The sequence below is a fragment of the Streptomyces sp. BE20 genome (assembly GCF_036322525.1).
GTDB lineage: Bacteria > Actinomycetota > Actinomycetes > Streptomycetales > Streptomycetaceae > Kitasatospora.
This window is the reverse complement of the sequence record NZ_JAQYWW010000508.1, coordinates 14,540-38,525: the sequence shown is the minus strand read 5'-3', so window position 1 is coordinate 38,525 and position 23,986 is coordinate 14,540. Positions and strand designations below refer to the sequence as shown.

Annotated in this window: 22 protein-coding genes; 12 read left to right on the top strand and 10 right to left on the bottom strand. The window is 74.4% G+C overall.

Annotated features, from left to right (window positions below; translation table 11 throughout):
* Positions 1-241: 241 nt before the first annotated feature.
* Together PUR61_RS07945 and PUR61_RS07940 are read left to right on the top strand one after the other, a co-directional pair.
* A complete protein-coding gene (locus PUR61_RS07945; RefSeq protein WP_329877127.1) occupies positions 242-994 on the top strand; it encodes an ABC transporter ATP-binding protein in 753 nt (250 codons plus the stop codon).
* Positions 991-3,732: an ABC transporter permease gene (locus tag PUR61_RS07940; protein ID WP_329877125.1), complete on the top strand. Its 2,742-nt coding sequence runs from the start codon at positions 991-993 to the stop codon at positions 3,730-3,732. Before PUR61_RS07945 ends, PUR61_RS07940 begins: the two co-directional genes overlap by 4 nt.
* A gap of 151 nt (positions 3,733-3,883) precedes the next feature.
* Here PUR61_RS07940 and PUR61_RS07935 read toward each other — a convergent pair whose 3' ends face one another.
* The gene (locus tag PUR61_RS07935; RefSeq protein ID WP_329877123.1) at positions 3,884-4,528 is read right to left on the bottom strand and encodes an HD domain-containing protein; all 645 of its coding nucleotides are present in this window, start codon (positions 4,526-4,528) and stop codon (positions 3,884-3,886) included.
* 83 nt (positions 4,529-4,611) lie between these two features.
* Between PUR61_RS07935 and PUR61_RS07930 the strand changes: the two genes are divergently transcribed.
* The 3 genes from PUR61_RS07930 to PUR61_RS07920 all read left to right on the top strand — a co-directional run bounded on the left by PUR61_RS07930 (position 4,612) and on the right by PUR61_RS07920 (position 6,940).
* Positions 4,612-5,001 carry a PadR family transcriptional regulator gene (locus tag PUR61_RS07930; protein ID WP_329877121.1) on the top strand — a complete coding sequence of 130 codons (390 nt, stop codon included), beginning with the start codon at positions 4,612-4,614 and terminating at the stop codon, positions 4,999-5,001.
* Entirely contained in the window at positions 4,998-5,966 is a 969-nt protein-coding gene (locus PUR61_RS07925; protein WP_329877119.1) for a hypothetical protein, read from the top strand. Before PUR61_RS07930 ends, PUR61_RS07925 begins: the two co-directional genes overlap by 4 nt.
* Before the next feature lie 287 nt (positions 5,967-6,253).
* Positions 6,254-6,940: a copper homeostasis protein CutC gene (locus tag PUR61_RS07920; RefSeq protein WP_329877117.1), complete on the top strand. Its 687-nt coding sequence runs from the start codon at positions 6,254-6,256 to the stop codon at positions 6,938-6,940.
* A 144-nt stretch (positions 6,941-7,084) separates the two neighbouring features.
* Here the strand turns inward: PUR61_RS07920 and PUR61_RS07915 are convergent, their stop codons facing one another.
* Positions 7,085-9,136: a HelD family protein gene (locus tag PUR61_RS07915; RefSeq protein ID WP_329877115.1), complete on the bottom strand. Its 2,052-nt coding sequence runs from the start codon at positions 9,134-9,136 to the stop codon at positions 7,085-7,087.
* A gap of 289 nt (positions 9,137-9,425) precedes the next feature.
* Between PUR61_RS07915 and PUR61_RS07910 the strand changes: the two genes are divergently transcribed.
* The 3 genes from PUR61_RS07910 to PUR61_RS45205 all read left to right on the top strand — a co-directional run bounded on the left by PUR61_RS07910 (position 9,426) and on the right by PUR61_RS45205 (position 11,542).
* Entirely contained in the window at positions 9,426-9,611 is a 186-nt protein-coding gene (locus PUR61_RS07910) for a hypothetical protein (protein ID WP_329877113.1), read from the top strand.
* Positions 9,612-9,708: 97 nt separating this feature from the next.
* The gene (locus PUR61_RS07905) at positions 9,709-11,073 is read left to right on the top strand and encodes an AAA family ATPase (RefSeq protein WP_329877111.1); all 1,365 of its coding nucleotides are present in this window, start codon (positions 9,709-9,711) and stop codon (positions 11,071-11,073) included.
* Positions 11,021-11,542: an RloB family protein gene (locus PUR61_RS45205; RefSeq protein ID WP_443035134.1), complete on the top strand. Its 522-nt coding sequence runs from the start codon at positions 11,021-11,023 to the stop codon at positions 11,540-11,542. The genes PUR61_RS07905 and PUR61_RS45205 overlap by 53 nt, the downstream gene beginning before the upstream one ends.
* On the opposite strand, the gene PUR61_RS07900 is transcribed toward PUR61_RS45205, so the two are convergent.
* A complete protein-coding gene (locus PUR61_RS07900; RefSeq protein ID WP_329877109.1) occupies positions 11,509-13,146 on the bottom strand; it encodes a DNA repair helicase XPB in 1,638 nt (545 codons plus the stop codon). The genes PUR61_RS45205 and PUR61_RS07900 overlap by 34 nt on opposite strands.
* Positions 13,147-13,228: 82 nt before the next feature.
* A complete protein-coding gene (locus PUR61_RS07895) occupies positions 13,229-13,633 on the bottom strand; it encodes a hypothetical protein (protein WP_329877107.1) in 405 nt (134 codons plus the stop codon).
* A 136-nt stretch (positions 13,634-13,769) separates the two neighbouring features.
* Here PUR61_RS07895 and PUR61_RS07890 point away from each other — a divergent pair, with 136 nt between their 5' ends.
* On the top strand, positions 13,770-14,036 hold the full coding sequence (locus PUR61_RS07890) for a hypothetical protein (RefSeq protein WP_329877105.1): 267 nt from the start codon (positions 13,770-13,772) through the stop codon (positions 14,034-14,036).
* Positions 14,037-14,174: 138 nt separating this feature from the next.
* Here the strand turns inward: PUR61_RS07890 and PUR61_RS07885 are convergent, their stop codons facing one another.
* A complete protein-coding gene (locus tag PUR61_RS07885) occupies positions 14,175-16,679 on the bottom strand; it encodes a helicase C-terminal domain-containing protein (protein WP_329877103.1) in 2,505 nt (834 codons plus the stop codon).
* A 539-nt stretch (positions 16,680-17,218) separates the two neighbouring features.
* On the opposite strand from PUR61_RS07885, the gene PUR61_RS07880 reads away from it, so the two are divergent.
* Positions 17,219-17,947: a hypothetical protein gene (locus PUR61_RS07880; RefSeq protein WP_329877100.1), complete on the top strand. Its 729-nt coding sequence runs from the start codon at positions 17,219-17,221 to the stop codon at positions 17,945-17,947.
* Between the two features lie 106 nt (positions 17,948-18,053).
* Here PUR61_RS07880 and PUR61_RS07875 read toward each other — a convergent pair whose 3' ends face one another.
* From PUR61_RS07875 to PUR61_RS07860, 4 genes are all read right to left on the bottom strand, one after another.
* Positions 18,054-19,040, bottom strand: a complete 987-nt coding sequence (locus PUR61_RS07875) for an iron-siderophore ABC transporter substrate-binding protein (protein WP_329877098.1) — start codon at positions 19,038-19,040, stop codon at positions 18,054-18,056.
* Positions 19,041-19,112: 72 nt separating this feature from the next.
* Positions 19,113-19,994 (bottom strand): ABC transporter ATP-binding protein, encoded by an 882-nt coding sequence (locus tag PUR61_RS07870; protein ID WP_329877096.1) that lies wholly within the window; start codon positions 19,992-19,994, stop codon positions 19,113-19,115.
* On the bottom strand, positions 19,994-21,040 hold the full coding sequence (locus PUR61_RS07865; protein WP_329877094.1) for a FecCD family ABC transporter permease: 1,047 nt from the start codon (positions 21,038-21,040) through the stop codon (positions 19,994-19,996). The genes PUR61_RS07870 and PUR61_RS07865 overlap by 1 nt, the downstream gene beginning before the upstream one ends.
* Complete coding sequence (locus tag PUR61_RS07860; RefSeq protein WP_329877092.1) at positions 21,037-22,065, bottom strand: FecCD family ABC transporter permease; 1,029 nt, start codon at positions 22,063-22,065, stop codon at positions 21,037-21,039. The genes PUR61_RS07865 and PUR61_RS07860 overlap by 4 nt, the downstream gene beginning before the upstream one ends.
* Positions 22,066-22,179: 114 nt before the next feature.
* On the opposite strand from PUR61_RS07860, the gene PUR61_RS07855 reads away from it, so the two are divergent.
* On the top strand, positions 22,180-22,809 hold the full coding sequence (locus tag PUR61_RS07855) for an HAD family hydrolase (RefSeq protein ID WP_329877090.1): 630 nt from the start codon (positions 22,180-22,182) through the stop codon (positions 22,807-22,809).
* A 37-nt stretch (positions 22,810-22,846) separates the two neighbouring features.
* On the opposite strand, the gene PUR61_RS07850 is transcribed toward PUR61_RS07855, so the two are convergent.
* A complete protein-coding gene (locus PUR61_RS07850; protein ID WP_329877088.1) occupies positions 22,847-23,083 on the bottom strand; it encodes a hypothetical protein in 237 nt (78 codons plus the stop codon).
* 470 nt (positions 23,084-23,553) lie between these two features.
* Between PUR61_RS07850 and PUR61_RS07845 the strand changes: the two genes are divergently transcribed.
* A complete protein-coding gene (locus PUR61_RS07845) occupies positions 23,554-23,937 on the top strand; it encodes a cold-shock protein (protein WP_030300727.1) in 384 nt (127 codons plus the stop codon).
* The last annotated feature ends 49 nt before the right edge of the window (positions 23,938-23,986 follow it).

The window sequence follows — 23,986 nt, the reverse complement described above, 5'->3', positions numbered from 1 at the left end:
CCGCCCCTGCCGCTTCTCCGCCCTCCGCCTGCCGCTTCCCCCGCTTCTCCTCGTCCGCCGCCGTCGTGCCTCCGGGTACGGCGGCTTTTTTCGCGGCCCCGACTCGCGTAACCTGCATATGCAGTCTACCGACTTATGTCGGGCACTTGAGTCACCCCCTCGGGTGGGGGTATACATACTCGGTATGTAGGGCGCCGCCGGCCGCGAGGCCGTCCGCCCACGCGAAACGAGGGGGAGAAGCATGTCCCAGTCAGATTTGGCCCGGCCCGTCCTGCAGCTGCGGAACGTCACCCGGGTGCACGGGCAGGGCCCGTCCGAGGTGCACGCGCTGCGCGGCGTCGACCTGGCCGTTCACCCCGGGGAGTTCGTTGCCGTGATGGGCCCGTCCGGCTCCGGCAAGTCCACCCTGCTGACGCTGGCCGGCGGTCTCGACCGGCCCTCCGGCGGGGAGGTGCTGGTCGAGGGCGTCGAGCTCGGCGGACTGAGCCGGACCGGGCTCGCCGCCGTCCGCCGTCGCTCGGTCGGCTACGTCTTCCAGGACTACAACCTGATTCCGGCCCTCACCGCCGCCGAGAACATCGCGCTGCCCCGGGAGCTGGACGGCACCTCCGGGCGGATCGCCCGCCGCGAGGCGCTGGCCGCACTCACCGAACTGGGCATCGCCGAGCTGGCCGACCGCTTCCCCGAGGAGATGTCCGGCGGTCAGCAGCAGCGCGTCGCCATCGCCCGCGCGCTCGTCGGCGACCGCCGCCTCGTCCTCGCCGACGAACCCACCGGCGCCCTCGACTCCGCCACCGGGGAGGCCGTGCTCGCGGTGCTGCGGGCCCGCTGCGACGCCGGCGCCGCCGCCATGATGGTCACGCACGAACCCCGGCACGCCGTCTGGGCCGACCGCGTGGTCTTCCTTCGCGACGGCCGGATCGTCGACGAGAGCATCGGCCGGGACGCCGAGACCCTGCTGCTGCTCTCCAGCCGGAACGGAGCCGGTCGATGAGGCTCTCCGCCCTGCGTGTCGCGCTGCGCATCGCCCGCCGCGACGCCCTGCGCGCCAAGGGCCGCAGCGCCCTCGTCGTCGCCATGATCGCCCTGCCCGTCCTCGGTGTCACCGGCGCCGACGTCGTCTACCGCAGCGGCCAGCTCACCCCCGGCGAGCGGGTCGAGCGGCTCATGGGCGGCACCGACGCGCTGGTCACCGCCTACCGGCCGGGCCGCGCGGTCGAACAGGCCCCGGTCGCCGAGGACGGCGTCCGGGTGCTGGTGGCGGGGGAGACGCCCACCGCCGAGCAGCAGCGCGCCGCCGCGACGGCCCCGGCCGCCCTGGTCGCCGGGTTGCTGCCGTCCGGGGCCGTGCTCCTGCCGGCCACCCCCGGACCCGAGGTCAGCGCCTCGACCCGGGAGGGCCTGTTCACCACCTCGACCGGTGAGGCCGACCTGACCGCGAAGGACTGGTCCGGCCGTCTCGACCTGGTCGAGGGCCGGGCCCCCTCCGCGCCGCACGAGGCCGCCGTCACCCGGGCCTTCCTCGACGAGGCCGGGCTGCGGATCGGCGACGCCACCACGCTCAAGGGCCTGGCGGCCCCGTTCACCCTGACCGGCGTGGTCGAGCACCCCGGGGACCTGGACAAGGTGGAGCTGGTCGGCCGCCCCGGCGAGGTGGTCGCCCCGCTCACGGCGGCGATGGCGCCGAAGACCGCCGGGATCACCGCCCCGGTCGCCGACGAGGGCGCCCCGCCGGAGCAGTGGCTGGTGCGGCTGCCCGCCGGTGAACGGCTCGACTGGGCCAAGGTCCAGGAGTTCAACAGGTACGGCTTCACCGTCACCTCCCGGGCCGTCACCCTCGACCCGCCCGCCCGGTCCGCCGTCCCCTACCAGCAGGACCGGCCGGTGGACCTCGCGGCCGCCACGGACAACCGGACCGTCGTGCTCGTCACCGTCGTCGGGATGGCGCTGCTGGAGGTCGCGCTGCTGGCCGGCCCCGCGTTCGCCGTGGGCGCCCGCCGCTCGCGCCGCCAGCTCGCCCTGATCGGGGCGGCCGGAGGCCACCGCGGCCACGTCCGCGCCGTGGTCCTCGGCGCCGGGCTGGTGCTCGGGCTGGCCGGTGCCGCGCTCGGTGTCGGACTCGGCACCGGACTGGTCGCCGCCGTCCGGCCCTGGGCCGAGGAGGCGGGCGGCAGCCGCTTCGGACACTTCGCGCTCGCCCCGGTCGACCTGCTGGCGATCGCCGGCGTCGGCGTCCTCACCGCACTGCTGGCCGCCGTGCTGCCCGCCGTGCAGGCAGCCCGCCGTGACGTGGTGGCCGGCCTCACCGGCCGCGACACCGTCACCGCCCCCAGCCGCTGGGCCCCGGTCGTGGGTCTGCTGCTGGTCGGCGCCGGCGCGGCCGTGGCGGTCTACGGGGTCGGCACGTACTCCAGTGCCGGCATGCCGGTGGTCGGGAGCTTCACTGCCCGGACCCTCTCGGTACTGGCCGGAGCGGCCACCGCCGAAATGGGCCTGCTGCTGTTCACCCCGATGCTGATCGCCCTGTTCGGCAGGCTGGCCCGCCGGCTCCCGCTCGGCCCCCGGCTCGCCCTGCGCGACTCGGCCCGCCACCGCGGCCGGACCGCGCCGGCCGTGGCCGCCGTGCTGGCCGCCGTCGCCGGAGCCGTCGCCGTCGGCGTCTACACCACCGGTACCGACGCGCAGGAACGCGCCGCCTACCGTCCGGAGGCCCCGCCCGGCGCCGTCGTGGTCGACGCCGCCCTCAAGCCGGACAGCCCGCAGCTGACGCGGCTGCGCACCTCCGTCGAGCAGGACCTGCCCGGGCTCGGCACCCGCGCCGACGTCCACGAGGTCGTCTACGTGTTCTGCCCGGAGTGCTCCTCCAGCGTGCGGATCCAGGGGACGGGCCCGGTCGAACGGGGCAGGTCCGCGGTCCGGACGCCGGCCGGGGACGCGACCGTCCTGCACAACCTGTTCGGCCTGCACGACCGGACCGCCGAGGAGGCACTGGCGGCCGGCAAGACGGTCGTCTTCGACCGAGCCTTCCTGCGCGACGGCCGGGCGGTGCTGACGATGCAGGGCGGCGCCGGTGGACCGGTCCAGCCCGGCCAGGCGCCGCAGACGGAGAACCGCGAGGTCGGCGTCGAGGCGGTCCTGGTGGAGAACCCGGAAGCCGCCCGGTTCGGGCCGGTCCTGATGAGCCTCGACGCGGTGCGGAAGGCCGGTCTCGAAGCCCGGCCGGCGGGGTCGGTCTGGCTGCCGGAGACGGTGCCCACCCCGAAGGAGCAGCAGCGGGCCGAGGCGACCGTGGCACGGATCGTCCCGTTCGCCCAGCTCCGGGTGGAGCGGGGCTACGACCCGAAGAGCAACCTGAACACCGTGGCGCTCACCGGGTTCGCGGCCGTCGTGGTGCTGGGCGCCGCGGCCGTGGCCACCGGGCTCGCCGCCGCGGACTCGCGCAACGACCAGGCCACGCTGGCCGCGGTCGGCGCGCCGCCGCGGATCCGGCGGGTGCAGGCCGGTCTGCAGTGTGCGCTGATCGCGGCGATCGGGGCGGTGCTCGGCACGATCAGCGGGTTCGTACCGGCGATGGGGCTGCTCCGGGCGCACAGTGCCGGGAGCTCGGCGGCGCCGTTCGCCGCACCGTGGGGGGTGATCCTGCTGGTCACGGTGGTGCTGCCGGTGGTGGCCGGGCTGGGAGCGGCCGCGTTCACCCGAGGGGGGCTGCCGCTGGCGCGGCGGGCCGGCTGACGGGGCCGTGCCTTCCGTGCCCGCTCCGGTGGGCCGTGCTTCGACGGGCCCGGCTGCTTCGGCGGCCGGGCCCGCCCCTGTCCGGGAGGCATCGCAACGGGGCCCGGGTGACTTGGGGCCCGGGTGGCGGGCCCGCCGGGCACCGGAGGGCCTACGCGCGGGTGAGTCCGGCGAGCTCGGCGGCCAGGTTGGCGCGTGCGGGGGCGTCGAACCGCTCGTGCGCGGTGGGCGTGCGGTAGAGCGCGGGGAGCGCGAGCAGCTGCCTGAGCACCGTCGCGCGCCCGGCGCGGAAGTCCGGCTCGGGGACGAAGGCGTACTCCTCCCGCACGGCTGCCGCGTACGCCGCGTAGGCGTCCGGCGGACCGCCGAGGACGGCGAGGTCGGCGTCGCAGAGCACCTCGCCGTCGCGGTCACCGGGGTGGGGGTGGTGGGTGACGGTGAGCCGGACCAGCCGGGCGACCTCGTCGACCCGTGCGGCGGCGAGCCCCGCCTCGGTGAGCGCGCGGACGGCGAGGACGGCGCTGCGCTCCTCGTTCTCCGAGCGGTCCGGGCGGTAGACGGCGTCGTGGAACCAGGCGGCCAGCCGGACGGCGTCCGGGTCGGCGGCGTGCCCGGCGAGCGCGTCGACGTGGGCCAGGACCGCGCGCAGGTGCTCGGTGGTGTGGTACCGCCGCTGCGGTTCGGCCCAGCGCCGCAGCAGCTCCCGTCCGGCCGGCTCGGGGTCGGCCCCGGTGCCGCAGCGGCGGAGCAGGGCGGTCCAGGCGGCGAGGAGACCGGGGTCGGGTGCGTCGGGCATGGGGTCATTCTGTCCGGCCGTCACCCGGATCGGTGACGGATTCCGCTGGACTGGATATGTCGGTGGACGGTATATGTAGTTCCATGACAGAACGGGCCATGCAGGAGCCGACGCTGCTCCTGCTCACCGCGCTCGCCGATGCCCCCCGGCACGGCTACGCGCTCATCCAGGAAGTCGCCGCGATTTCCGGCGGCCGGGTCACGATGCGCACCGGCACGCTGTACGGCGCGCTCGACCGGCTGCTCCAGCAGGGCCTGATCGAGGTCGCTGCCGAGGAGGTCGTCGACGGCAGGGCCCGCCGCACCTACGCGCTCACCGAGGACGGACGGGGCGCGCTGGGCACCGAGGCCGAACGGCTGGCCGCCGTCGCCGAGGAGGCGCAGCGCAGGCTGGCGGCCGTCCGGCCCGCCGCCGTCCGTCCGACCGGAACGGCGCGGCCCGCGTTCCTGAGGGTCAGGGGGGCCTTCGCATGACTCATCAGACCTTTCCGGGATTCCTGGCGGAGCCGGTGGCGTTCCGCGCCGCGCTCCGGCTCTACCCGGCCCGCTACCGCCGGGAGCGCGGGGACGAACTGTCCGCCGTCTTCGCCGACAGCACGGCCGAGGCCGGCAAGCTGGCGACCGCCCGGGAGGCGGTCGACCTCGGGGCCTACGGCCTGCGCATGCGCGCCGGGCTGACCGCCTCGTCCCGCCTGGGGCAGCTGCTCGCGGCCGCCGCGCCGCTGATCGCCGGGGCGATCGCGGGGCTGGGGGTGGCGCAGGCGCTGGGGAGCGCGGTCGGCTCCTACCGGCCCAGGCTGCTGATGACGCCGGACCACATCACGCACGTGCCCGGGTTCATCGCCTCCGTCGGGGAGATGTTCGTCCCGCTGCTGCTCGTCTCCTTCGTGCTGGCGGGCCGCTGGCAGGCCGCCCGGGTGACGGCGCTGGTCGTGGTCCTCGCCGGGGCGTTCCGGATGGTCGAGGTGATCGGGGTCTCGCACGACGGGTGGCAGTTCTTCCTGGGGAGCTGCGAGGCGACACCGCAGCTGGTGTCCGGCCTGCTCTTCGCGCTCGCGCCGCAGGAACTGCTGGAACGTCCGACCTGGCGGAGCCGTGCCGTGGTGGTGGCCTCGATGGTCGGGGGCGGGCTGGTCCTGCTGGCCGAGGAGTTCTACAGCTCCTTCGTGCTGATGGACGGGCGGACGGCGGCGCTGCTGCTGATCGTCCCGCTGGTGTCGCTGCTCGGGGTGGCCCGGGGGCGGCTGGCGCCGGCGGCGATGGGGCTGACGGTGCTCGCGCTGAGCGCGGGGTTCAGTCTCTTCCGGGCCTGGCAGGTGGTCGGCGGGGCGTGGCGGCTGCTGCCGCTGATGGGCGTCGCGCTGGTGGTGCTGCTGACCCTCGGCCGGATCCTCGGCCGGAGTGGAGCCGGGGCGGGAGGTGGCCGGAGCCTCGCCTGAGTGCACTCGGATCCGTCGGGGATCCGCGGGCCCGGAGGGGTTCGCGTGAACCCCGCCGGAGCGGGGACGGCCGGGGCTTCGCCGCCCCTGAACGGCCGGACGACCGGATGTGGGACCGGTCGTCCGGCCGTTCGGTCTGTCCGGGGCCGGGGCCGGGGCCGGGGCCGGTCGCGCCGTCGCCGGGCGGGTGCGGTCGACGCAGTTGCCGGAAGGGGCGGGTGGATTCGGTGCTCCGGGTGGCTGCACGGGGCTCGCCGGGCGCTGCCCGATGTGGCAGGCTGTCTGATATGTCTAGACCAATTTTCGAAGTCATCGCGCTGACGCCCCAGGACGCCCAGGCCGCCGAGTCGGGCGGCGCCGACCGGCTCGAACTGGTCACGGACATGGCCGCCGACGGGCTGACCCCCTCGGTCGAGGACTTCGCCAAGATCCGTGACGCCGTGGAGCTGCCGCTGCGCGTCATGCTGCGCCTGCGCGACGGCTTCGCGCCCGGAGACCTGGACGAGCTGTGCGCCCGCGCCGCCGCCCTCCGGGCCGAGGGCGCCGACGAGTTCGTCTTCGGCTTCCTCGACGCCGACGGCGGCGTCGACCTCGCCGCCACCGAGGCCGTCGCCGACGCGGTGGCCGGCTGCCGGTGGACCTTCCACCGGGCGGTCGACCACAGCGCCGACCGGGCCGCCGTGCGCGCGGCCGTCGGCGCGCTGCCCGGACTCGACACCTTCCTCACCTCCGGCGCGGCCGGCGGCGTGGACGCGGGCCGGGACGTCCTGCTGGCCGAGCTGGCCCGCGCCGGCGAGCCCGGCTACACCCAGCGGATCCTGATCGGCGGCGGCCTGCGCGCCGAGCACCTGGCCGGGCTGCTGGCGGCCGGCTTCGACGCCTTCCACGTCGGCGGCGCGGTGCGGGTCGACGGGTGGCAGTCGCCGGTGGACGCCGCCAAGGTGGCCGAGTGGCGGGCGCTGATCGGCGGCTGAACCACGTCGGAGCCCGGGGCCGGCCCTCCACGGGCCGGCCCCTCCGTCGTGGCGCCACCGTCCGCCGTCGCGCGGTCCGTCGGTGCCCGGTGCCCGGCGCCCCGTGCCCCGTGCCCCGTGCCCCGTCCTCCGGCGTCGCGTCCGTCAGCGCAGCTGCTCGGGCAGCGGCTCCGAGTACAGGACCTCCAGGCCGGAGACCGCACGGGTCAGCGACACGTACAGCCGCCGCAGGCCCGTCCGCTCGTCCGGCTCGCCGGCGATCACCGCGGCCGGCTCGTCGAGCACCACGTAGTCGTACTCCAGACCCTTGGCCAGCGAGGCGGGGACGAGCGTCAGCCGGGCCTCCGCGCTGGTCTCGGTGCCCGGGGCGAGGTGCGGCAGGCCGGCCGCCGCCAGGGCCTCCGCGAGCAGCGGGACGTGCGCGTCCGCCGCGATCAGGCCGGTCGACCCCTCGTTGAGCAGCGCCCGGCGGCAGGCTTCGACCACCGCCTCCACCCGCTCCGCACCGTCGACGTGACGGACGATCAGCGACCCCGGGGCGTCGCGGACCGAGCCGGCCGGGGCCAGTCCGGGCGCGATCGCCGGCAGCAGCCGGGACGCGTAGGAGATGACCTCCTCCGGCACCCGGAAGCCCTTGGTCAGCTCCTCGATGTGGGCGCCCGGCTTGCCGAGGTGGTGCAGGGCCTCCGGCCAGCTCGCCGTCGCCCAGGGGGTGGTGCCCTGGGCGAGGTCGCCGAGCACGGTCGCCGAGCCGGTGGAGCAGCGGCGGCCGACCGCGCGGTACTGCATCGGCGAGAGGTCCTGCGCCTCGTCGAGGACCACGTGGCCGAGCGAGGGCGTGCGCTGCACCAGGTCGGTCGCCTCGTCGACGAGGACGGCGTCGGCGGCCGTCCAGCGGGCCGTCCTCACCGAGCGGCCCGGCTTCGGCCACAGCACGGCCGCCTGCTCCTCGGCGGTCAGCAGGCCGTCCGCGCACGCGGCGAGGAACTCCGGCTCGGAGAGCAGGCGCAGCACCAGCTTGGCCGGTTCCACCAGTGGCCAGCACTCCTTGACCACCGACTTCACCGCCGCGTTGCGGGCCACCGCGTCCTGCACCCGGTCGTCCGGGGCCTCGCCGCCCTGCTCCATCTTCAGCAGCACGGCGTGCGAGATCCGCTGCGGCAGGGCATCCCGGGCGGCGCCGTACCGGATGTCGCGGCTCTTCAACTCCTCGATGATCTCGATCAGTTCGTACGCCGGGACGCGCCAGCGACGGGAGCCGCGGACCACCACGCAGGGCTCGGTGGGCAGGGTGATGCCGGCCCGGACCGCCCGGCGCAGCACCTCGGCCATCCGGGCGTCGCCCTTCAGCCGGGCCGCCTCGGCGGAGTCCTCGCCCCGTACCTCGACGTGTCCGACCAGCTGCTGCACGGTCGCCTGGGCGACGTCCACCTCGCCGAGCGCGGGCAGCACCTGCTCGATGTAGGAGAGGAAGGCGTTGTTCGGACCGATCACCAGCGTGCCGGTCCGCGCGAGCCGCTCGCGGTGCGCGTACAGCAGGTACGCCACCCGGTGCAGGCCGACGGCGGTCTTCCCGGTGCCGGGCGCGCCCTGGACGCAGAGGGTGCCGGAGACGTCGGCGCGGACGATCTCGTCCTGCTCCGGCTGGATGGTGGCCACGATGTCGCGCATCGGGCCGACGCGGGGCTTCTCGATCTCGGCGGCCAGCAGCGCGGAGGAGGTGTCGTGCTCCGCCGGGTCGGTGAGGTGCTCGTCCTCGTACGCGGTCAGTTCGCCGCCGGTGTAGCCGAACCGGCGGCGCCGCTCGACGTCCAGCGGGTCGGTCCGGCTGGCCCGGTAGAACGGCTGGGAGACCGGCGCGCGCCAGTCGATCACCATGGGGTCGCCGCCGGCGTCGTGCACGTGCCGGCGGCCGATGTAGAAGCTCTCGCCGCCGGAGCCCTCGGACAGCTCCTCGCTGATCGCGTGGAGGTAGTCGAGGCGGCCGAAGAAGAGCGGGGTGTGCGAGAGGTCGGCCAGGGAGGCGATCCGGGCCTCGATCTGGTTCCGGAGCACGACGGCGGTGACCCAGGTGCCGGTCACGTCGCTGATGTCCAGCGACTCGACGTCCTCGCGCATCGCGCGCAGCGCGGCGCGGGAGGACGCCAGGTGGTCGCGTTCGCGCTGCAGGGGGTCGGTGGTGGGGGTGGCGGGCACAGCGAACCTTTCCGGCTGCCCCGCGGGCGGGCGCAGCGGATCGTAGGAGCTCACGGTGAGTACGGCCGACCGGTTGCCGAACGGACGGCGCCTCCCCCGGCTGCCTGCGCGACTACAGCAGGTACCACGGTTCGGGAGGGGGCAGACGGACGATCCTAGTCCGGTCCGCCTCCGGGTTCCAGCTCCTGGATCCCTCGGGGCCTCCGTACTCCCGGAGGACGACCTCCGTCCTGCCGGATACGGCCTTTGGGGTGATGTGCCCGGCGTGTCCGGAACCTACCGTTGAACCATGAGCACCGTACACATCACGGCGCCCCGAGTGCCGTCCCAGCAGTCCGCCCCCGCCGGCGCCACCGCGACCGGCACCCCCGGCCGCCGCCGCAGCCCCCTGACCACCGCCGTCCGCAACGTCGGCATCGCCCTCGACACCGCCGCGCGCGTGGTCCTCCTCGGGCGCGACGGCGTCAAGTACTGATCAGAGTGCAATCAGAAGCCTGAATTCGCGGAACTTTGCAGATTTCGGCAGTTTGATTTGGGTAGTCTCCCCATCGAATGGATGAGGAGGGCCAACGATGCTGATGCGGTTCCGGGTGGCCAACCACGCGTCGCTCCTGGAGGAGCAGGAGCTGAGCCTGGTCGCCACCGACGAGCATGACGACATCGCGGTGACCGAGGCGTCTTCGGCGGGTGTCCGCGTGCTCCCGGCGCTCGCCATTCTCGGGGCCAACGCGTCAGGCAAGTCCAATGCGCTGCGGGCGCTCGTCTACATGCGTCATGCGGTCCTCGAATCGCACGCCCGGTGGCTGCCGGACGGTGGCACGTCGCGTGTCCCGTTCCTGCTCACCGCAGGGGGCCGGGCGGCGCCGTCCGCGTTCGCCGTGGACATCGTGCTCGACGGCGTCCACTTCGAGTACGGCTTCGAGCTGGACGACCGGCAGGTGCGCGAGGAGTGGCTCAGGAGCTTTCCGGAGGGGCGACCGCGCCGTCTCTTCGAGCGTTCGGTGGCCGACGACGGGACGTCGAGCTACGCGTACGGGCCGAGCTTCCGGGGGCGCAGGCGGCTGATCGAGGACGTCGTGCGGCCGAACAGCCTCTACCTGTCGGCGGGGGCGGGAAACAACCATGACATTCTGCGGCGAATCCACCGCTGGTTTCACCGCGGGCTCAGGGTTGCACTCGACGCGAACTTCGGCGCGAGGATCCAGGAGACGCGCAGGTTGTGGGACAAATCGGAGGAATATCGCGACAGGCTCAGGGGCCTGCTCCAGTTCGCGGACCTCGGTATCACCGATCTTTCGATCACCGAGGAGGAGTGGGACGACGAACGTGTGCGTCAGGTGAGGTCGGCCATGCGCGTCCTGGTTCCCGAGATTCCGGAGGACGAGGCGTTCGACGTGAAGCCGGCCCCCCAGATCGGCTTCGTCCACGCGGCGGAGGGCGGGCCCGTGACTCTCGATCTCCACGACGAGTCGAACGGCACGCGCACCTGGGCCGGACTGCTCGGACCGGTGGTCGGCGCGCTGCAGGACGGATCACTCCTCGTCGTCGACGAGTTGGACGCACGGCTGCATCCGCATCTCGCTGCCCGCCTGGTGGCGCTCTTCCAGAACCGGGAGTTGAACACAGGCGGTGCCCAACTCCTCTTCAACACGCATGACGCGACACTGCTCGCCCCGCACAGCGAGGCGAATCTGCACCGGGACCAGGTCTACCTGGCGACCAAGGACGCCCGTACGGGGGCCACGGAGCTGACCGCACTGGTCGACTTCAGGGTCAGGGACGGCGTCGAGAATCTTGAGAAGCGCTACCTCGCAGGTCGTTACGGTGCGCTACCTTTCTTCGACGAAGAGCTTCTGGTGGGGATCGGGGCGAAGCGTGGGGTCGATGAGGCGGGGCAAGCCGCTCGGGACGAAGAAGCAGAACGCGAACACGCGTGAGCAGGAGCGCCGTTTCCTGGTCTACTGCGAGGGGGAGGTCACGGAGAAGATCTACCTCCGCGGCCTCGTCAAGGACCTTCGGAGCAAGCCGATCTCGTTGAAGATCGGCAACACGCACGGTGAGCCGTGGTCGCTCGTCAACTCCGCGATCGCCCACGCCGCCCGTGCGGACGAGTCGTTCGACGAGGTGTGGTGCGCACTAGAGCCACCAGGCAGCCAGGGAACTGGCGAAGGTCCTCAAGGGGTACGACCCCAAGAGGAAGGAGTTCGCCTTCGACGACGTCAGGGGCCTGACCGTCAAGGCCCGCGCCGCGGCACTCGATCTGCACGCCCGGCACGAGCAGCCGGACGGGCAGATCGAGTGCTGGTGCGTCAGCAATCCGTGCACCTCGGTGGGTGGTCTGCTGGACGCCCTGGACTACCGGCCATGACCGGTCACAGCACGTCGTCCGCGTCGATGATGCGGTAGGCGTAGCCCTGCTCGGCCAGGAACCGCTGGCGGTGGGCCGCGAAGTCCTGGTCGACGGTGTCGCGGGCGACCACGGAGTAGAAGTGGGCCGAGTGGCCGTCGGCCTTCGGCCGCAGGACGCGGCCGAGGCGCTGGGCCTCCTCCTGGCGGGAGCCGAACGTGCCGGACACCTGGATGGCGACGGTCGCCTCGGGCAGGTCGATGGAGAAGTTGGCGACCTTGGAGACGACCAGGACGCTGATCTCCTTGTTGCGGAACGCGTCGAACAGCTTCTCGCGCTGGGCGTTGCTGGTCTCGCCCTTGATCACGGGGGCGTCCAGGGTCTCGCCGAGCTCGTCGAGCTGGTCGATGTACTGCCCGATGATCAGCGTCTGGTCCTTCTCGTGCTTCTTGACCAGCGCCTCCACCACGCGGCGCTTGGTCGCGGTGGTCGCGCAGAAGCGGTAGCGCTCCTCGGGTTCGGCGGTGGCGTAGGCGAGCCGCTCGGAGTCGGTCAGGGTGACCCGGACCTCGCAGCAGTCGGCCGGCGCGATGTAGCCCTGCGCCTCGATCTCCTTCCACGGTGCGTCGAAGCGCTTGGGCCCGATGAGCGAGAAGACGTCGCCCTCGCGGCCGTCCTCGCGGACCAGGGTGGCGGTCAGGCCGAGCCTGCGGCGGGCCTGGAGGTCGGCGGTGAACTTGAAGACCGGCGCCGGCAGCAGGTGGACCTCGTCGTAGACGACCAGGCCCCAGTTGCGGGCGTCGAAGAGTTCGAGGTGGGCGTAGACGCCCTTCCGCTTGGTGGTCATCACCTGGTAGGTGGCGATGGTGACCGGGCGGATCTCCTTCCTGGTGCCGCTGTACTCTCCGATCTCGTCCTCGGTGAGCGAGGTCCGCTTGACCAGTTCGTGCTTCCACTGGCGGGCCGAGACGGTGTTGGTGACCAGGATCAGCGTGGTCGACTTGGCGTACGCCATCGCCGCGGCGCCGACCAGGGTCTTCCCGGCGCCGCAGGGCAGCACGACGACGCCCGATCCGCCGTGCCAGAAGCCCTCGACGGCCTGGGCCTGGTAGGGGCGCAGCTGCCAGCCGTTCTCGTCCAGCTCGATGGGGTGGGCCTCCCCGTCGACGTAGCCGGCGTGGTCCTCGGCGGGCCAGCCGAGCTTGAGCAGCATCTGCTTGATCTGGCCGCGCTCGGAGGGGTGGACGACGACGGTGTCGGGGTCGACCCGGGCACCGACCAGCGGGGCGATCTTCTTGGAACGCAGCACCTCCTCCAGCACCGGGCGGTCGGTGCTGGTGAGCACCAGGCCGTGGGTGGGGTGCTTGCTGAGCCGGAGCCGCCCGTACCGGGCCATGGTGTCGGCCACGTCGACCAGCAGCGCGTGCGGCACCGGGTAGCGGGAGTACTTGACCAGGGCGTCGACCACCTGTTCGGCGTCGTGGCCGGCGGCACGCGCGTTCCACAGCCCGAGCGGGGTGATGCGGTAGGTGTGCACGTGCTCGGGCGCACGCTCCAGCTCGGCGAACGGCGCGACGGCGCGCCGGCAGTCGGCGGCCTTCGGGTGGTCGATCTCCAGGAGAAGAGTTTTGTCGCTCTGGACGATGAGTGGTCCGTCGTTCACGCGGGGAAGCCCTCCACTGGCTGACAGGTCTGCAGGGACGCAGACCCTCCAGTGTCGCTCATCCGGCCGCGTGGTCGGGAGGCTACTTCCATTCGTGGTACGTGCCGGTGGACTTCCCGTCCGGGGCGACCTCGTACTCGAAGAGCCCCACGATGCCGTTGAGGCGCTCGAACTGCGGTGACGCGGTGGAGAAGAAGAGCGATCCGCGCCAGCTGGTGCCGCCGCCCTCGGTGAAGTGGCCGATGCCGATGCCGTGCCAGCTGATCGTCTGGCCGTCGGAGGTCATGTCGACCCCCTGGCCCTCGCCGCGGAGCGTGCCGTCGGCGCGCAGCTCGGACTCGTAGGTGCCGAACCCCTTGACCGGAGTGCCGTAGTAGTCGCCGCTGCCCTCGAACGAGACCTCGACGACGACGTGTCCTTCCTCGGCGGCGAGGACGCGTCGACCGATGTCCTGGCCCTTCGTTTCGCCGATCGGATCGCCGAGCATGATGGCTCCTTCCGTCGTCCCCCTCCTCCGGACTACGCCGCCGGACGGTGCGCGTCAAATGCGGCGCGGCGGGGCGGGGGAGGAGCGGGAGCGGGGCCGGGGGTGACCCGGGCCGGGGCGGCTCGTTGATTCGGGTATGAACACGTCGAAGCGCGTCCTCACCGCTCTCGCCCTGGCCGGTACGGCCTTCGCCGCCACCGCCTCCTCGGCCACCTCCGCGCACGCCCTGGCGGGCATCGGCGAGGGGCCGGGCGGTCCGCTCGCGGCGCCCGCGTTCCTGCTCGCGGACCTGGCCGGTGCCAACTCCGTGATGCCGATCGGGCAGGGTGACCTCGCCGCCATGGCGGACAAGGCGATGAAGGAGAAGCAGGGAGAGCAGGCGGCGCAGCAGCAGGCGCACTGACCGCGCACCGTCCTTCTGCCGGCCGTCCTTCCTCCGGCCGTCCCTCCGCCGGCCGTCCTTCCTCCGGTCCGAGCCGGGTGCAGGTGGTCCGGGCCGGGTGCGGTCCGGACCGGCACCGGCTCGCCGCCGGGCCGGTGGCTACTCGTCGAGTTCGGCCACGCCGGTGATCCGGTGCAGCGCGAAGGTGCGCAGCTCGCCGTCGTGGTGGTCGAAGGCGGTGACGAAGCCGCCTTCGACCTTGACCGGGTCGATGATCCGCTGGCTGGCGAGGCCCTCGGCGTTGAGGTAGCCGATCCACATCCGTTCGCCGAGCAGGACCGCCGTCTGGAGCGAGGCGAGCGTCTCGGCCGCGGCCGTGCGCGGGAGTTGGCGGCCGTCGGTGGCGGCCGGTTCGCGGCGGGCGGCGGTCGCGGCGCGGTCGCCGGCCCGGATCGCCTTGATCGCGGCGGCGAGCAGCGTGTCGTCCGGTGTGGGCGGGCCGTCCGGGACGGGCACGGGAGCCGTCCGGGGCGGGGTGCGGTGGCTGTCGGGGCGGGTGATCAGCACGTCGCCCTCGGCGGACTCGGCGGCCGGCGCGTAGCCCATGGTGCGCAGCGCGGCGAGGAGGGCGTCGGGCGGCGCCTGCGAGGCCAGCACGGTGGGGGCGAGCAGCCGCAGGCGCAGGTCGACGGAGCGGCGGTCGGCGAGCACCTCGTTGAGCAGCGCGGGGTCGTCGCAGCGCAGGTACGAGGAGGCGGCGCCGACCCGCAGGATGCCGTGCCGGCGGGCGACGTCGTCGATCAGGTAGCCGAGCGGCTGCGGGACGGGTGTCCGGGAGTGCTGCTCCAGGAAGGCCCGCAGGTCGGCGGCGCTGCGACCGGCGTCGAGCGCGCGGCGGACCGACGTGGGGGTGAAGCGGTAGACGGTGGCGCCGCCCTTGGACTCGATGTCGGCGCAGAGCGCGAGCGCGTGGGCGAGCGGGGTGAGCAGCGGCCCGGGGGCGACCGCGGTGAGGTCGGGCTGGAGGATGACGTGGTCCAGCGGCCGGGGCAGAAGCGGGGCCAGCACCCCGGCGGGGTCGGCCTCGGCGGTGAGCAGCGCACGGGCGGGGGCGGCGAGGGCGCCACGGCCGGTGATGCCGAGGAGTTCGGCCTCGGCGAGGGTCCAGGTGGCGAGGTCGTCGCGCAGGTCGCGGCCGTCGGGGGCGGTCGGTCCGCCGCGCAGCGGGCGCTGCCACCGCAGGGTGGGCAGCAGCTCGTCGGCGGTGGCCGGGGTGCCGGGCGGCAGTTCGGCGAGCAGGGCGAGGGCGGCGCGGCGGACGGACGGGGCGAGGGCGCGGTCCAGCTCCGGTCCGAGGGCGGCGCGCGGCTTGCCCTTGCTGTCGGCGGTGCCGGCGAGGGCGGGGACGCGGGTGGCGGTGAGCCAGGCCCGGGCGAGGACGGTCCAGCGTGCGGCGGTGCCGAGGTGGAGCCAGTCGTCGTAGGCGGGGGTGGGTGCCCAGCGCTCGTCGGCCTCGCCGTCCGGGGCCAGCAGCCCGGCGGTGTGGGCGAGTTCGATCCAGAAGGAGGCGAGCTGCTCGGTGGTCTCCAGGGTCTGCGCGGTGCGCTTGAGGTCGCGGACGCCGAGGCCGCCGGCCCGCAGGGTCGGCGGCGGGGTGAGGCCCCAGTGGTCGAGCAGTTCCTCGACGGTCCGGACGGCGGTGTGGGCCTGTCCGGCGGCGGCGTTGTCCACAGCCTGTGGATCGCGGGGTGGAGCGGCGGGTGACGGTTCGGGCTGGAGCGGTTCGACGGTGCGGTGCGAGCGGCCGCCGCGCAGGTGGAGGGCGAGTTCGCGGGGCAGGACGACGCTGCCCGGGCTGGTGGGAAGCAGCAGGCCGCGGGCGAGCAGCCACTCCACCGGGCTCTGCGCGTCCGCGGCGGTGACCGGGCGGGTGGCGTCCGGGACGGTGCCGGTGGGCGGGCCCCAGACCAGTCGTTCCAGCAGCCGCAGCGCCGGTTCGGGGGCGGTGGCGAGCAGGTCGTCGCAGCGGGTGCGGTCGGTGAGCAGCGCGGTGAACCCGGCGACGGCGGAGACCGGGTCGGCCGTCGCGGGCTGTCCGGCGGAGGCGAGCAGCTGCTGGAGCCTGGCCGGGGACATGCCGGTGCTCGCCTCGGCGAAGGTCGGACCGAGGCCGGTGCGCCCCGGGTTGGCGGCGGTCGGCGCGAGCGCCTCACGGGCGGCGATGACCAGGCGCAGGCCGTTGTCCGGGCCCCAGAGCAGGGCGCGGTCGCGCAGGGTGGCGAGCGCGCGGGGCAGCTCGGCGGCGACGGCCGAGCGGTCGCCGGCGGTCAGCGGGGTGGCGCCGGGGTGCGGCTTCACCTTCGCCGGTCCGGCGAGCAGGGTGCGGACGGCGGTCGGGGTGGCGCCGTCCGGGAGGGCGGCGAGGGCCTCGGCGACTTGCAGGGTGAACCGGTCCAGCCGCTCCAGGGCGCGCAGGGCGGAGGCGCGGGAGGAGAGCCGGGCGGCGAGCTGGGTGAGGTCGCCGGGCACGGGGTTGAGCAGGTCGGGGCGGGACCGGAGCAGGGTGGCGAGGTCGTCGTCGGGCCGGGTACGGAGTTCCTCCGCGAGGGTGCGGGGGCCGGCGGCGGACTTGGCCTGGCGTTGGGAGCCCTGCTGTGTGGTCATTCGACCTAGGTTAGTCGCGCCGGGGCTGGGTGGGGGATGGGCGGAGAGCGGGTGGTGGGGGCCGGTTCCGGTGCCGTTCGGGTGCGGACGCGGGTGGTTCGGTGTCGTGCCGCGCGGTCCGGCGCGGTCCGGCGCGGGAGGACGTGCGGTCCGGCTCGCGTGGTGGGACGGCGGGTGGGTACCGTCACGGGCAACGGGGACGGGGACGGGTTCCGGTACGGGTTCGGGCAAGGCGGGGTGTGGTGGGGATGTCGGACGGCGAGTGGTGGCGCAAGCAGGGGCCCTGGAGCGAGCCGCCGGGCTCGGGGGGTACGGCGGGCCCGGCCGGAGGTGGGGACGGCGACAGCGTGTACGCCCAGGAGGCGGCGCCCGACGCGCCTCCGCGCCCCTCGACGCCGCCCCGCCCCGCCGCCCCGCCTTCCGCGCCTCCGTCCGCGCCGTCCGCGGCTTCCGGTCCGCCCACCCCGCCCAGCCCGTCCGCCGCGCGGCCGTCGGTTCCGGCCCCGTCCCCGTCCTCCTTCGGTGGGGACTCGCCGTGGGTGGCGAAGCAGGTGGAGGGGGCGCCCGGCGACCCCGACGCGCTCCCTGCCCCGTACCGGGCGATGAGCACGGGCGACTGGGACTACGTGTCGATCGACTTCGGGGAGGGGCCGGCGGGTCCGGCGGCGTCCGACAAGCCGATCCCCGAACAGCGGACCGCGCAGGACGACGCCGCGGCGGACGCCCCGGACGCCGCCCCCGCGGGCGGGGGGACCGGGCCGCCGGTTGACCCCGGACCCGGGAAGGCCGGGGCGGAGAAGGGCAAGGGGAAGGCCGGCAAGGCGCGGAAGGGCAAGGCGAAGGGCCGCGAGCCCGTGCCCGCCGCCGGGGACCCGGCGCCGCCGCCGAAGGCCGGTGCGACGGCCGGCCGCCGTCCCGCACCGCTGCTGCTGCTCGCCGCCGCCGTCCTGGTGGGTGGCGCCGTCACCGGTCAGCTGATCGCCATGCTGGTGGGCTGGGCGCTCGGCTACCTGTCCCGCCAGTTGGGCGACTTCGCCCGCAAGCTGGCCGTCTTCGGCATCCCGCTGATGACGGTCAGCGGCAGCTCCCTCTGGTTCTGGGGCCGGGCCCAGGGGCGGTGGGGCACCGGTCTGGAGCCGGGCCGGCAGGCCACCGACGCCGTGTGGAGCGCCGCCCCCGGCGTGCTGCGGCTGGCGGCGGTGCTGTCCGCCGTCTTCCTGCTGGCGATGTCCGTACGGCGCCGCCGCACGGCCGCACCCGGCCAGTAGGGCCCTCCCGGCCGTGGCAACCGGCCGTGGGCGCCTGGTGAGGGGCCGGGCGGCCGACCGCTCCGGCTCGCCGCTCCCTCGGACGCCCGGCCTCAGGCGCCCGGCCTCAGGCGCCCAGGAAGTGCTGCAGCTCGGTCAGGACGTAGTTGGCGCCGGTGTAGCCGATGCCCTGGAACCAGAGCTGGTCGTCGACCGGGAACGCGCGGTGGGCCCGGACCGCGCCGAGCGCCTGCCAGGCCGGGCTCGCCAGCGCGGCCGTCGTCCCGGCACGGTCCGGGTCGCCGTAGGTCGCGTACAGCAGCAGGTCGCCGTCGGCCTTGGCGAGTTGGTCCGCCGGGATCTCCATGTCGCCCTGGTCGACGTTCTGCGCGTCCGGCCGCCCCACCTGGGCGTCGGTCAGGACCGACCCGGGGAAGCTCTGCTTCCCGTACAGCCGGATGCCCCCGCCCTCGACGAAGCGGACCAGGCTGACCTTCCGGCCGCCCGTCCTGGCGTTCCCCAGTGCCGTCACCACCTGGTTGACGTGCCGCTGGTAGGAGGCCGCGAACGCCGCGGCCGCGTCCTGCCGGCTCAGCGCCTGGGCGTGGGTCTGGACGTTGGCCTTCCAGGGCGCACCGGTGGTCTGGGTGAGGACGGTCGGGGCGATCGCCCGCAGCGCTTCGTACCGGCCGCCGTCCCGGCTCTGGTTGGAGAGGATGAGGTCCGGCCGCAGCGCTCGGATCGCGGCGAGGTCAGGGTCGCCGGTGGCGCCGACGGCGGCGATCGGGGCGAGCCGGGACGCGGGCCAGTAGTCGGGGAAGGACGGGTCCGCCGCGGGCCGGGCCGAGCCGACCGGGGTGATGCCGAGGGTGAGCGCGGAGTCCAGCTCGGCGGTGTCCAGGGTGACGACCCGCAGTGGTGCGCCCGGCACGGTCACCGGCCCCGTGGCGGTGGTCACGACGACGTCCGGCACCGGCGCGGGAGTGGCCGACTCGGCGATGGCGGTGCCGTCGACGGGTGGCGGCGAGGGGTGCCGCGTGGTGCAGCCGCAGAGGGCGGCGCCACCGAGCCCGCCGAGTGCGGTGAGCAGGGCGCGGCGAGTGATCGGAGGCATCGGCGGTCCTCGGACGGATCGGGACGGGGCGGCAACCCGTCGATTATGTCCGAATTGGATGGTAAACCAGCGCTATGCGTCCTTCGTGGCCGTCCACGGCGCGCCCGGCACCACCAGCGGGGTCCCCGTCACGGGGTCCGGCACGACGACGGAGTCCAGCCCGAACACCTCGCGCACCAGCTCCGCCGTCACCACCTCCGCCGGCGGTCCCTGGGCGACGATCCGCCCGTCCCGCATGGCGACCAGGTGGTCCGCGTACCGGGCGGCCTGGTTGAGGTCGTGCAGTACGGCGACGACCGTCCGCCCACGCTCCACGTTCAGCCGGCGGACCAGGTCCAGCACCTCCACCTGGTGCGCGATGTCCAGGAAGGTGGTCGGCTCGTCCAGCAGCAGGATGTCGGTGCCCTGGGCGAGGGCCATCGCGATCCAGACCCGCTGGCGCTGCCCGCCCGACAGCTCGTCCACGCCGCGCTCGGACAGGTCGGCGGTGGAGGTCCGCTCCAGTGCCTCGGTGACGGCGGTCTCGTCCTCCGCCGACCACTGCTGCCACCAGCTCTGGTGCGGCTGGCGACCGCGCGAGACCAGGTCGGCCACGGCGATGCCCTCGGGTGCGGTCGGCGACTGCGGGAGCAGCCCGATCCGCCGGGCGATCCTCTTGGTGGGGACGCGCGCCAGCTCCTCGCCGTCCAGCAGCACCGCGCCGCGGGTCGGCTTCAGCAGCCGGCCGAGCGCGCGCAGCAGGGTGGACTTGCCGCAGGCGTTCGGTCCGACGATCACCGTGACCTTCCCGTCCGGGATCCGCAGGTCGAGCCCCTCGGCGACGGTGCGGGTCTCGTAGGCGAGGGTCAGGCCCCGCGCTTCGAGCCGGTGGAACGACTCCGGCAGGTCGGAGCCGGACGGGCAGGAGCCGGACGGACCGGAGCCGGGCTCGGCGGACACCGCGTCAGCGGACATCAGGAACCTCCACGACGGGAACGGATCAGCAACCACATCAGGTACGGCGCGCCGACCAGCCCGGTCACCACGCCGACCGGCAGTTCGGTGGGCGCCAGCAACCGCCGCGCCACCAGGTCGGCCAGCACGACGACCAGCGCACCGGTCAGCGCCGAGCAGAACAGCGGGATCTGCGCCGAGCGGGCCAGCCGCAGCGCGATCTGCGGGGCCATCAGCGCGACGAAGTCCACCGGGCCGGCCGCTCCCGCCGCGCAGGAGGCGAGCACGATGCCGAGCAGCGCCATGCCGAGCCGGATCCGGTCCAGCCGCAGGCCCAGCCCGACGGCGGTGGCGTCGTCGAAGGAGATCGACCGCTGCGCCCGTGCCGCCCAGAGCGCCGCCGGCAGGGCGGCGAGCAGCACCCAGCCGAGCGGGCCCGCCTGGTCGTAGCCGGAGCCGTTGAGGCTGCCGGTCATCCACACCTTGGCGGCCTGCGCCTGGAAGCCGTCGCCCTTGGTGAGGAAGACGGAGGTGAGGGAGGAGAGCGCGACCGAGATGCCGATGCCGATCAGGACGAAACGCTGCGCGTGCAGCCCCCGCCGCCAGGCCAGCAGGTACACCAGCAGGCCGGCGGCCAGTCCGCCGCCCACCGCCGCGTACGGCACCTCGCCGGCGGAGCCGACCACGCCGTACGCCATCAGGCCGACCACCGTCGCCGTCGCGCCCCAGGAGACGCCGACCACGTCGGGGCTGGCCAGCGGGTTGCGGGCGACGGTCTGGACGAGCGCGCCGGCCAGGCCGAGGGCAGTGCCGACCAGCAGGCCCACCACCACCCGGGGCAGCCGGAACTCGCCGACCACCAGCTCGTGCGGGCTGGGCCGCCCCAGCACCACCTTCACCACCTCGCCCGGCGCGACGGTGGACTCGCCCAGGCAGAGCGAGGCGACGACGGTGGCGGCCAGCACCAGCAGCAGGCCCAGGACGGCGGCGGCCGAGCGCCGGTGCAGGAGGAACGAGGCCCGCCCGGCGCGCAGCACGGTGTAGCCGGGCAGGGAGACGGCGCTCATGCCGCGACCACCTTCCGCCGCCGGACCAGCACGACCAGCACCGGCACCCCGACCAGCGCGGTCATCACCCCGGCCGGCACCTCGGACGGCGGGAAGAGGACCCGGCCGAACGCGTCGGCGAGCAGCAGCAGCGCCGGGCCGAGCACGGCGGAGAAGGTGAGCACCCAGCGGTGGTCGGCGCCGGCGACCGCCCGGGCGGCGTGCGGCACGGCCAGGCCGACGAAGGCGATCGGGCCGGCCGCGGCGACCGCCGAACCGGTCAGCACGGTCGCGCCGAGCGCGCCGACGGCCCGGACCGTCCCGGTCCTGGCGCCGAGCCCCTTGGCGGTGTCGTCGCCGAGCGCCAGCGCGTCCAGCCCGCGCGCCACCGAGAACACCAGCACCGTGCCGACCAGCAGGAACGGCAGCAGCTGCCAGGCCACGTCGGAGGTGCGGCCGGACAGCGAGCCGACGTGCCAGAACCGGAACTGGTCCATCGCGGCCGCGTCGGTGGTGAGGACGAGCGTGTTGAGCGAGGCGATGAACGCGGACATCGCGGAGCCGGCCAGCGCCAGCTTGATCGGGGTCGCCCCGCCCCGGCCGCGGCCCGCCAGCCCGTACACGAGGACGGTGGCGACCACCGCGCCGGCGAAGCCGAACCAGACGTACCCGGTGAGCGTGGAGATCCCGAACGCCGAGATCGCCACCACGACACCGGCCGCCGCGCCCTGGCTGACGCCGAGGATGCCCGGGTCGGCGATGGGGTTGCGGGTGATGCCCTGCATGACGGCGCCGGCCAGACCGAGCGCCGCGCCGACCGCGAGGCCGACCACCGTCCGCGGCACCCGCAGCTCGCGGACGACGACGGCGTTGGTGGTGTCCCCGCCGTGCAGCAGGGCGTCGACGGTCTCGCCGAAGGGGATGGTGCGGCTGCCGACCGCGAGGCTCAGCAGCGCCGCGGCGACCAGCACGGTCAGTGCGGCGGCGAGCCAGAGTATTCGGCGGCGCAGCAGTCGCTGCTTGCCGGGCGCGGTGGTGTCGGTCATGGCTCTCTCTCGCCGATAGCTCAGGCAAACCTAAGTTCCACGGAGAAGCCGGGGCAAATCGTCCGGTCCGACGGCTCTCAGGGCCCGCTCCGGAGGGTTGGATAGCCTGGCGGCATGCCTGCGACCCCGGACGCCCCGCTCACCGTCGGTTTCGACCTCGATATGACGCTGCTGGACACCCGGCCCGGCATCCGGGCCACCTACCTGGCGCTCTCCGCCGAGACCGACACCTACATCGACGCCGACCTGGTGGTCACCCGGCTCGGGCCGCCGCTCCTGGACGAGCTCCGCAACTGGTTCCCGGAGGAGGGCCTGGACGCGGTCGCGGACCGGTACCGCACGCTCTACCGGGACCACGCCTTCGCCCCGACCGTCGCGCTGCCCGGCGCACACGCCGCCGTCGACGCGGTCCGCTCGTACGGCGGCCGGGTCGCCGTGATCACCGGCAAGTACGAGCCGAACGCCCGGCTCCACCTCGACCACGCCGGTCTGCACGCGGACGCGCTGGTCGGGGACCTCTGGGCGGAGACCAAGGGCGACGCGCTGCGCGAGCACGGCGCCGGCGTCTACGTCGGCGACCACCTCGGCGACATCCGGGGCGCCCGGCACGCGGACGCGGTCGCGGTCGGCGTGGCCACCGGTCCGTACAGCGCGGCGGAGCTGCTGGCGGCGGGCGCGGACGTGGTGCTGGCCGACCTCACCGAGTTCCCGGCGTGGCTGGCCGGGCACCTCGCGGGGCGCTGACGGCGGACCACCGCCGGGGCGCGCCCGCCCGGGGTCGTCAGGCCCCGGCGCGCGCCCGCCGGCGCTGGTCCCGCGCGGAGAGCAGCAGCCCGCTCAGGGCGAGCAGGAAACCCAGCGGCATCAGCATGCTCAGCCAGTACGCGGCCGACGGCAGCGGCGTCAGATCGAGGAAGAGCGGGACGAAGGTCACCAGGGTGGCGAGCGCCCCGAGCCCGAAGACGATCGCTCCGGCCTTGACGTAGGCATCGCCGCGGTCGGCGCTCTGGCTGCTCACTGGGCTTGCTCCTCTGCGGGGTCGGCTGTCGCCCCAGTCTCGCAGAGGCCCGCAGGCCGTCGCCCCGGCGCCGGCCTGCGGGGTCGTTCCGCGGACCGGCGGTCCCGTCACGTTGCGCAGTTTTCCGGGCGCTGGGAGTTTTGATCCCTGTTGGGCGGGGGTATGCAGGCTGTGCCGAGGGGCGCACCCGTGCGCCCCGCTCTCTTGGACCGGGGGTGTGAGCCTGTGGAAAGCGCCGAGCCGCGCCCCGGCCATGCCGGTACCCGGTCGCCCGCGGTCGCCGGAGCTCCGTACGGATCTTTCGCGGAACGCGGATGAGACAGTGACGGACCGTTAGTCTGCTCTCTACAGCGTGCTGACCGTACGCGCCTCGTCGGCGCGTCCCCCCAAGGTCGGTCCGCCCACCCACCACCCCGTGATCCCCGGCCAGGGCCGAGGATCCCTCACACCCATATCGAGGACTGTTCGAGATGCCCACCGGCCAGGTCAAGTGGTTCAACGAGACGAAGGGCTTCGGCTTCCTGTCGCGCGACGACGGCGGCGACGTCTTCGTCCACACCAAGGCGCTGCCCGCCGGTATCACGTCGCTGAAGCCGGGCCAGCGGGTCGAGTTCGGCGTGGTCGCCGGTCACCGCGGCGACCAGGCGATGCAGGTCCAGCTGCTGGACGCGCTGCCGTCGGTGGCCGCCGCCCAGCGGAAGAGCCCCGACGACATGGCGGCGCTCGTCCAGGACCTCATCACGATGATGGACGCGGTGCTGCCCGGTCTCCAGCACGGCCGCTACCCGGCCAAGCCGGCCGGGCAGAAGCTGGCGGTGCTGCTGCGCGGGGTGGCGGAACAGTTCGACGTGTAGGGCGTCCCGGGCCCCGGACTCCCCGGGGCCCGGAGAACGCGGGCCCCGG

Excerpts from the sequence above, each read along its gene's own strand:
- PUR61_RS07905 (WP_329877111.1), top strand. The coding sequence starts at position 9,709 with ATGCTGATGCGGTTCCGGGTGGCCAACCACGCGTCGCTCCTGGAGGAG.
- PUR61_RS07925 (WP_329877119.1), top strand. The coding sequence starts at position 4,998 with ATGACTCATCAGACCTTTCCGGGATTCCTGGCGGAGCCGGTGGCGTTC.
- PUR61_RS07945 (WP_329877127.1), top strand. The coding sequence starts at position 242 with ATGTCCCAGTCAGATTTGGCCCGGCCCGTCCTGCAGCTGCGGAACGTC.
- PUR61_RS07885 (WP_329877103.1), bottom strand. The coding sequence starts at position 16,679 with ATGACCACACAGCAGGGCTCCCAACGCCAGGCCAAGTCCGCCGCCGGC.
- PUR61_RS45205 (WP_443035134.1), top strand. The coding sequence starts at position 11,021 with ATGAGGCGGGGCAAGCCGCTCGGGACGAAGAAGCAGAACGCGAACACG.
- PUR61_RS07935 (WP_329877123.1), bottom strand. The coding sequence starts at position 4,528 with ATGCCCGACGCACCCGACCCCGGTCTCCTCGCCGCCTGGACCGCCCTG.
- PUR61_RS07845 (WP_030300727.1), top strand. The coding sequence starts at position 23,554 with ATGCCCACCGGCCAGGTCAAGTGGTTCAACGAGACGAAGGGCTTCGGC.
- PUR61_RS07870 (WP_329877096.1), bottom strand. The coding sequence starts at position 19,994 with ATGTCCGCTGACGCGGTGTCCGCCGAGCCCGGCTCCGGTCCGTCCGGC.
- PUR61_RS07910 (WP_329877113.1), top strand. The coding sequence starts at position 9,426 with ATGAGCACCGTACACATCACGGCGCCCCGAGTGCCGTCCCAGCAGTCC.
- PUR61_RS07940 (WP_329877125.1), top strand. The coding sequence starts at position 991 with ATGAGGCTCTCCGCCCTGCGTGTCGCGCTGCGCATCGCCCGCCGCGAC.
- PUR61_RS07855 (WP_329877090.1), top strand. The coding sequence starts at position 22,180 with ATGCCTGCGACCCCGGACGCCCCGCTCACCGTCGGTTTCGACCTCGAT.
- PUR61_RS07895 (WP_329877107.1), bottom strand. The coding sequence starts at position 13,633 with ATGCTCGGCGATCCGATCGGCGAAACGAAGGGCCAGGACATCGGTCGA.
- PUR61_RS07930 (WP_329877121.1), top strand. The coding sequence starts at position 4,612 with ATGACAGAACGGGCCATGCAGGAGCCGACGCTGCTCCTGCTCACCGCG.
- PUR61_RS07920 (WP_329877117.1), top strand. The coding sequence starts at position 6,254 with ATGTCTAGACCAATTTTCGAAGTCATCGCGCTGACGCCCCAGGACGCC.
- PUR61_RS07890 (WP_329877105.1), top strand. The coding sequence starts at position 13,770 with ATGAACACGTCGAAGCGCGTCCTCACCGCTCTCGCCCTGGCCGGTACG.
- PUR61_RS07860 (WP_329877092.1), bottom strand. The coding sequence starts at position 22,065 with ATGACCGACACCACCGCGCCCGGCAAGCAGCGACTGCTGCGCCGCCGA.
- PUR61_RS07865 (WP_329877094.1), bottom strand. The coding sequence starts at position 21,040 with ATGAGCGCCGTCTCCCTGCCCGGCTACACCGTGCTGCGCGCCGGGCGG.
- PUR61_RS07875 (WP_329877098.1), bottom strand. The coding sequence starts at position 19,040 with ATGCCTCCGATCACTCGCCGCGCCCTGCTCACCGCACTCGGCGGGCTC.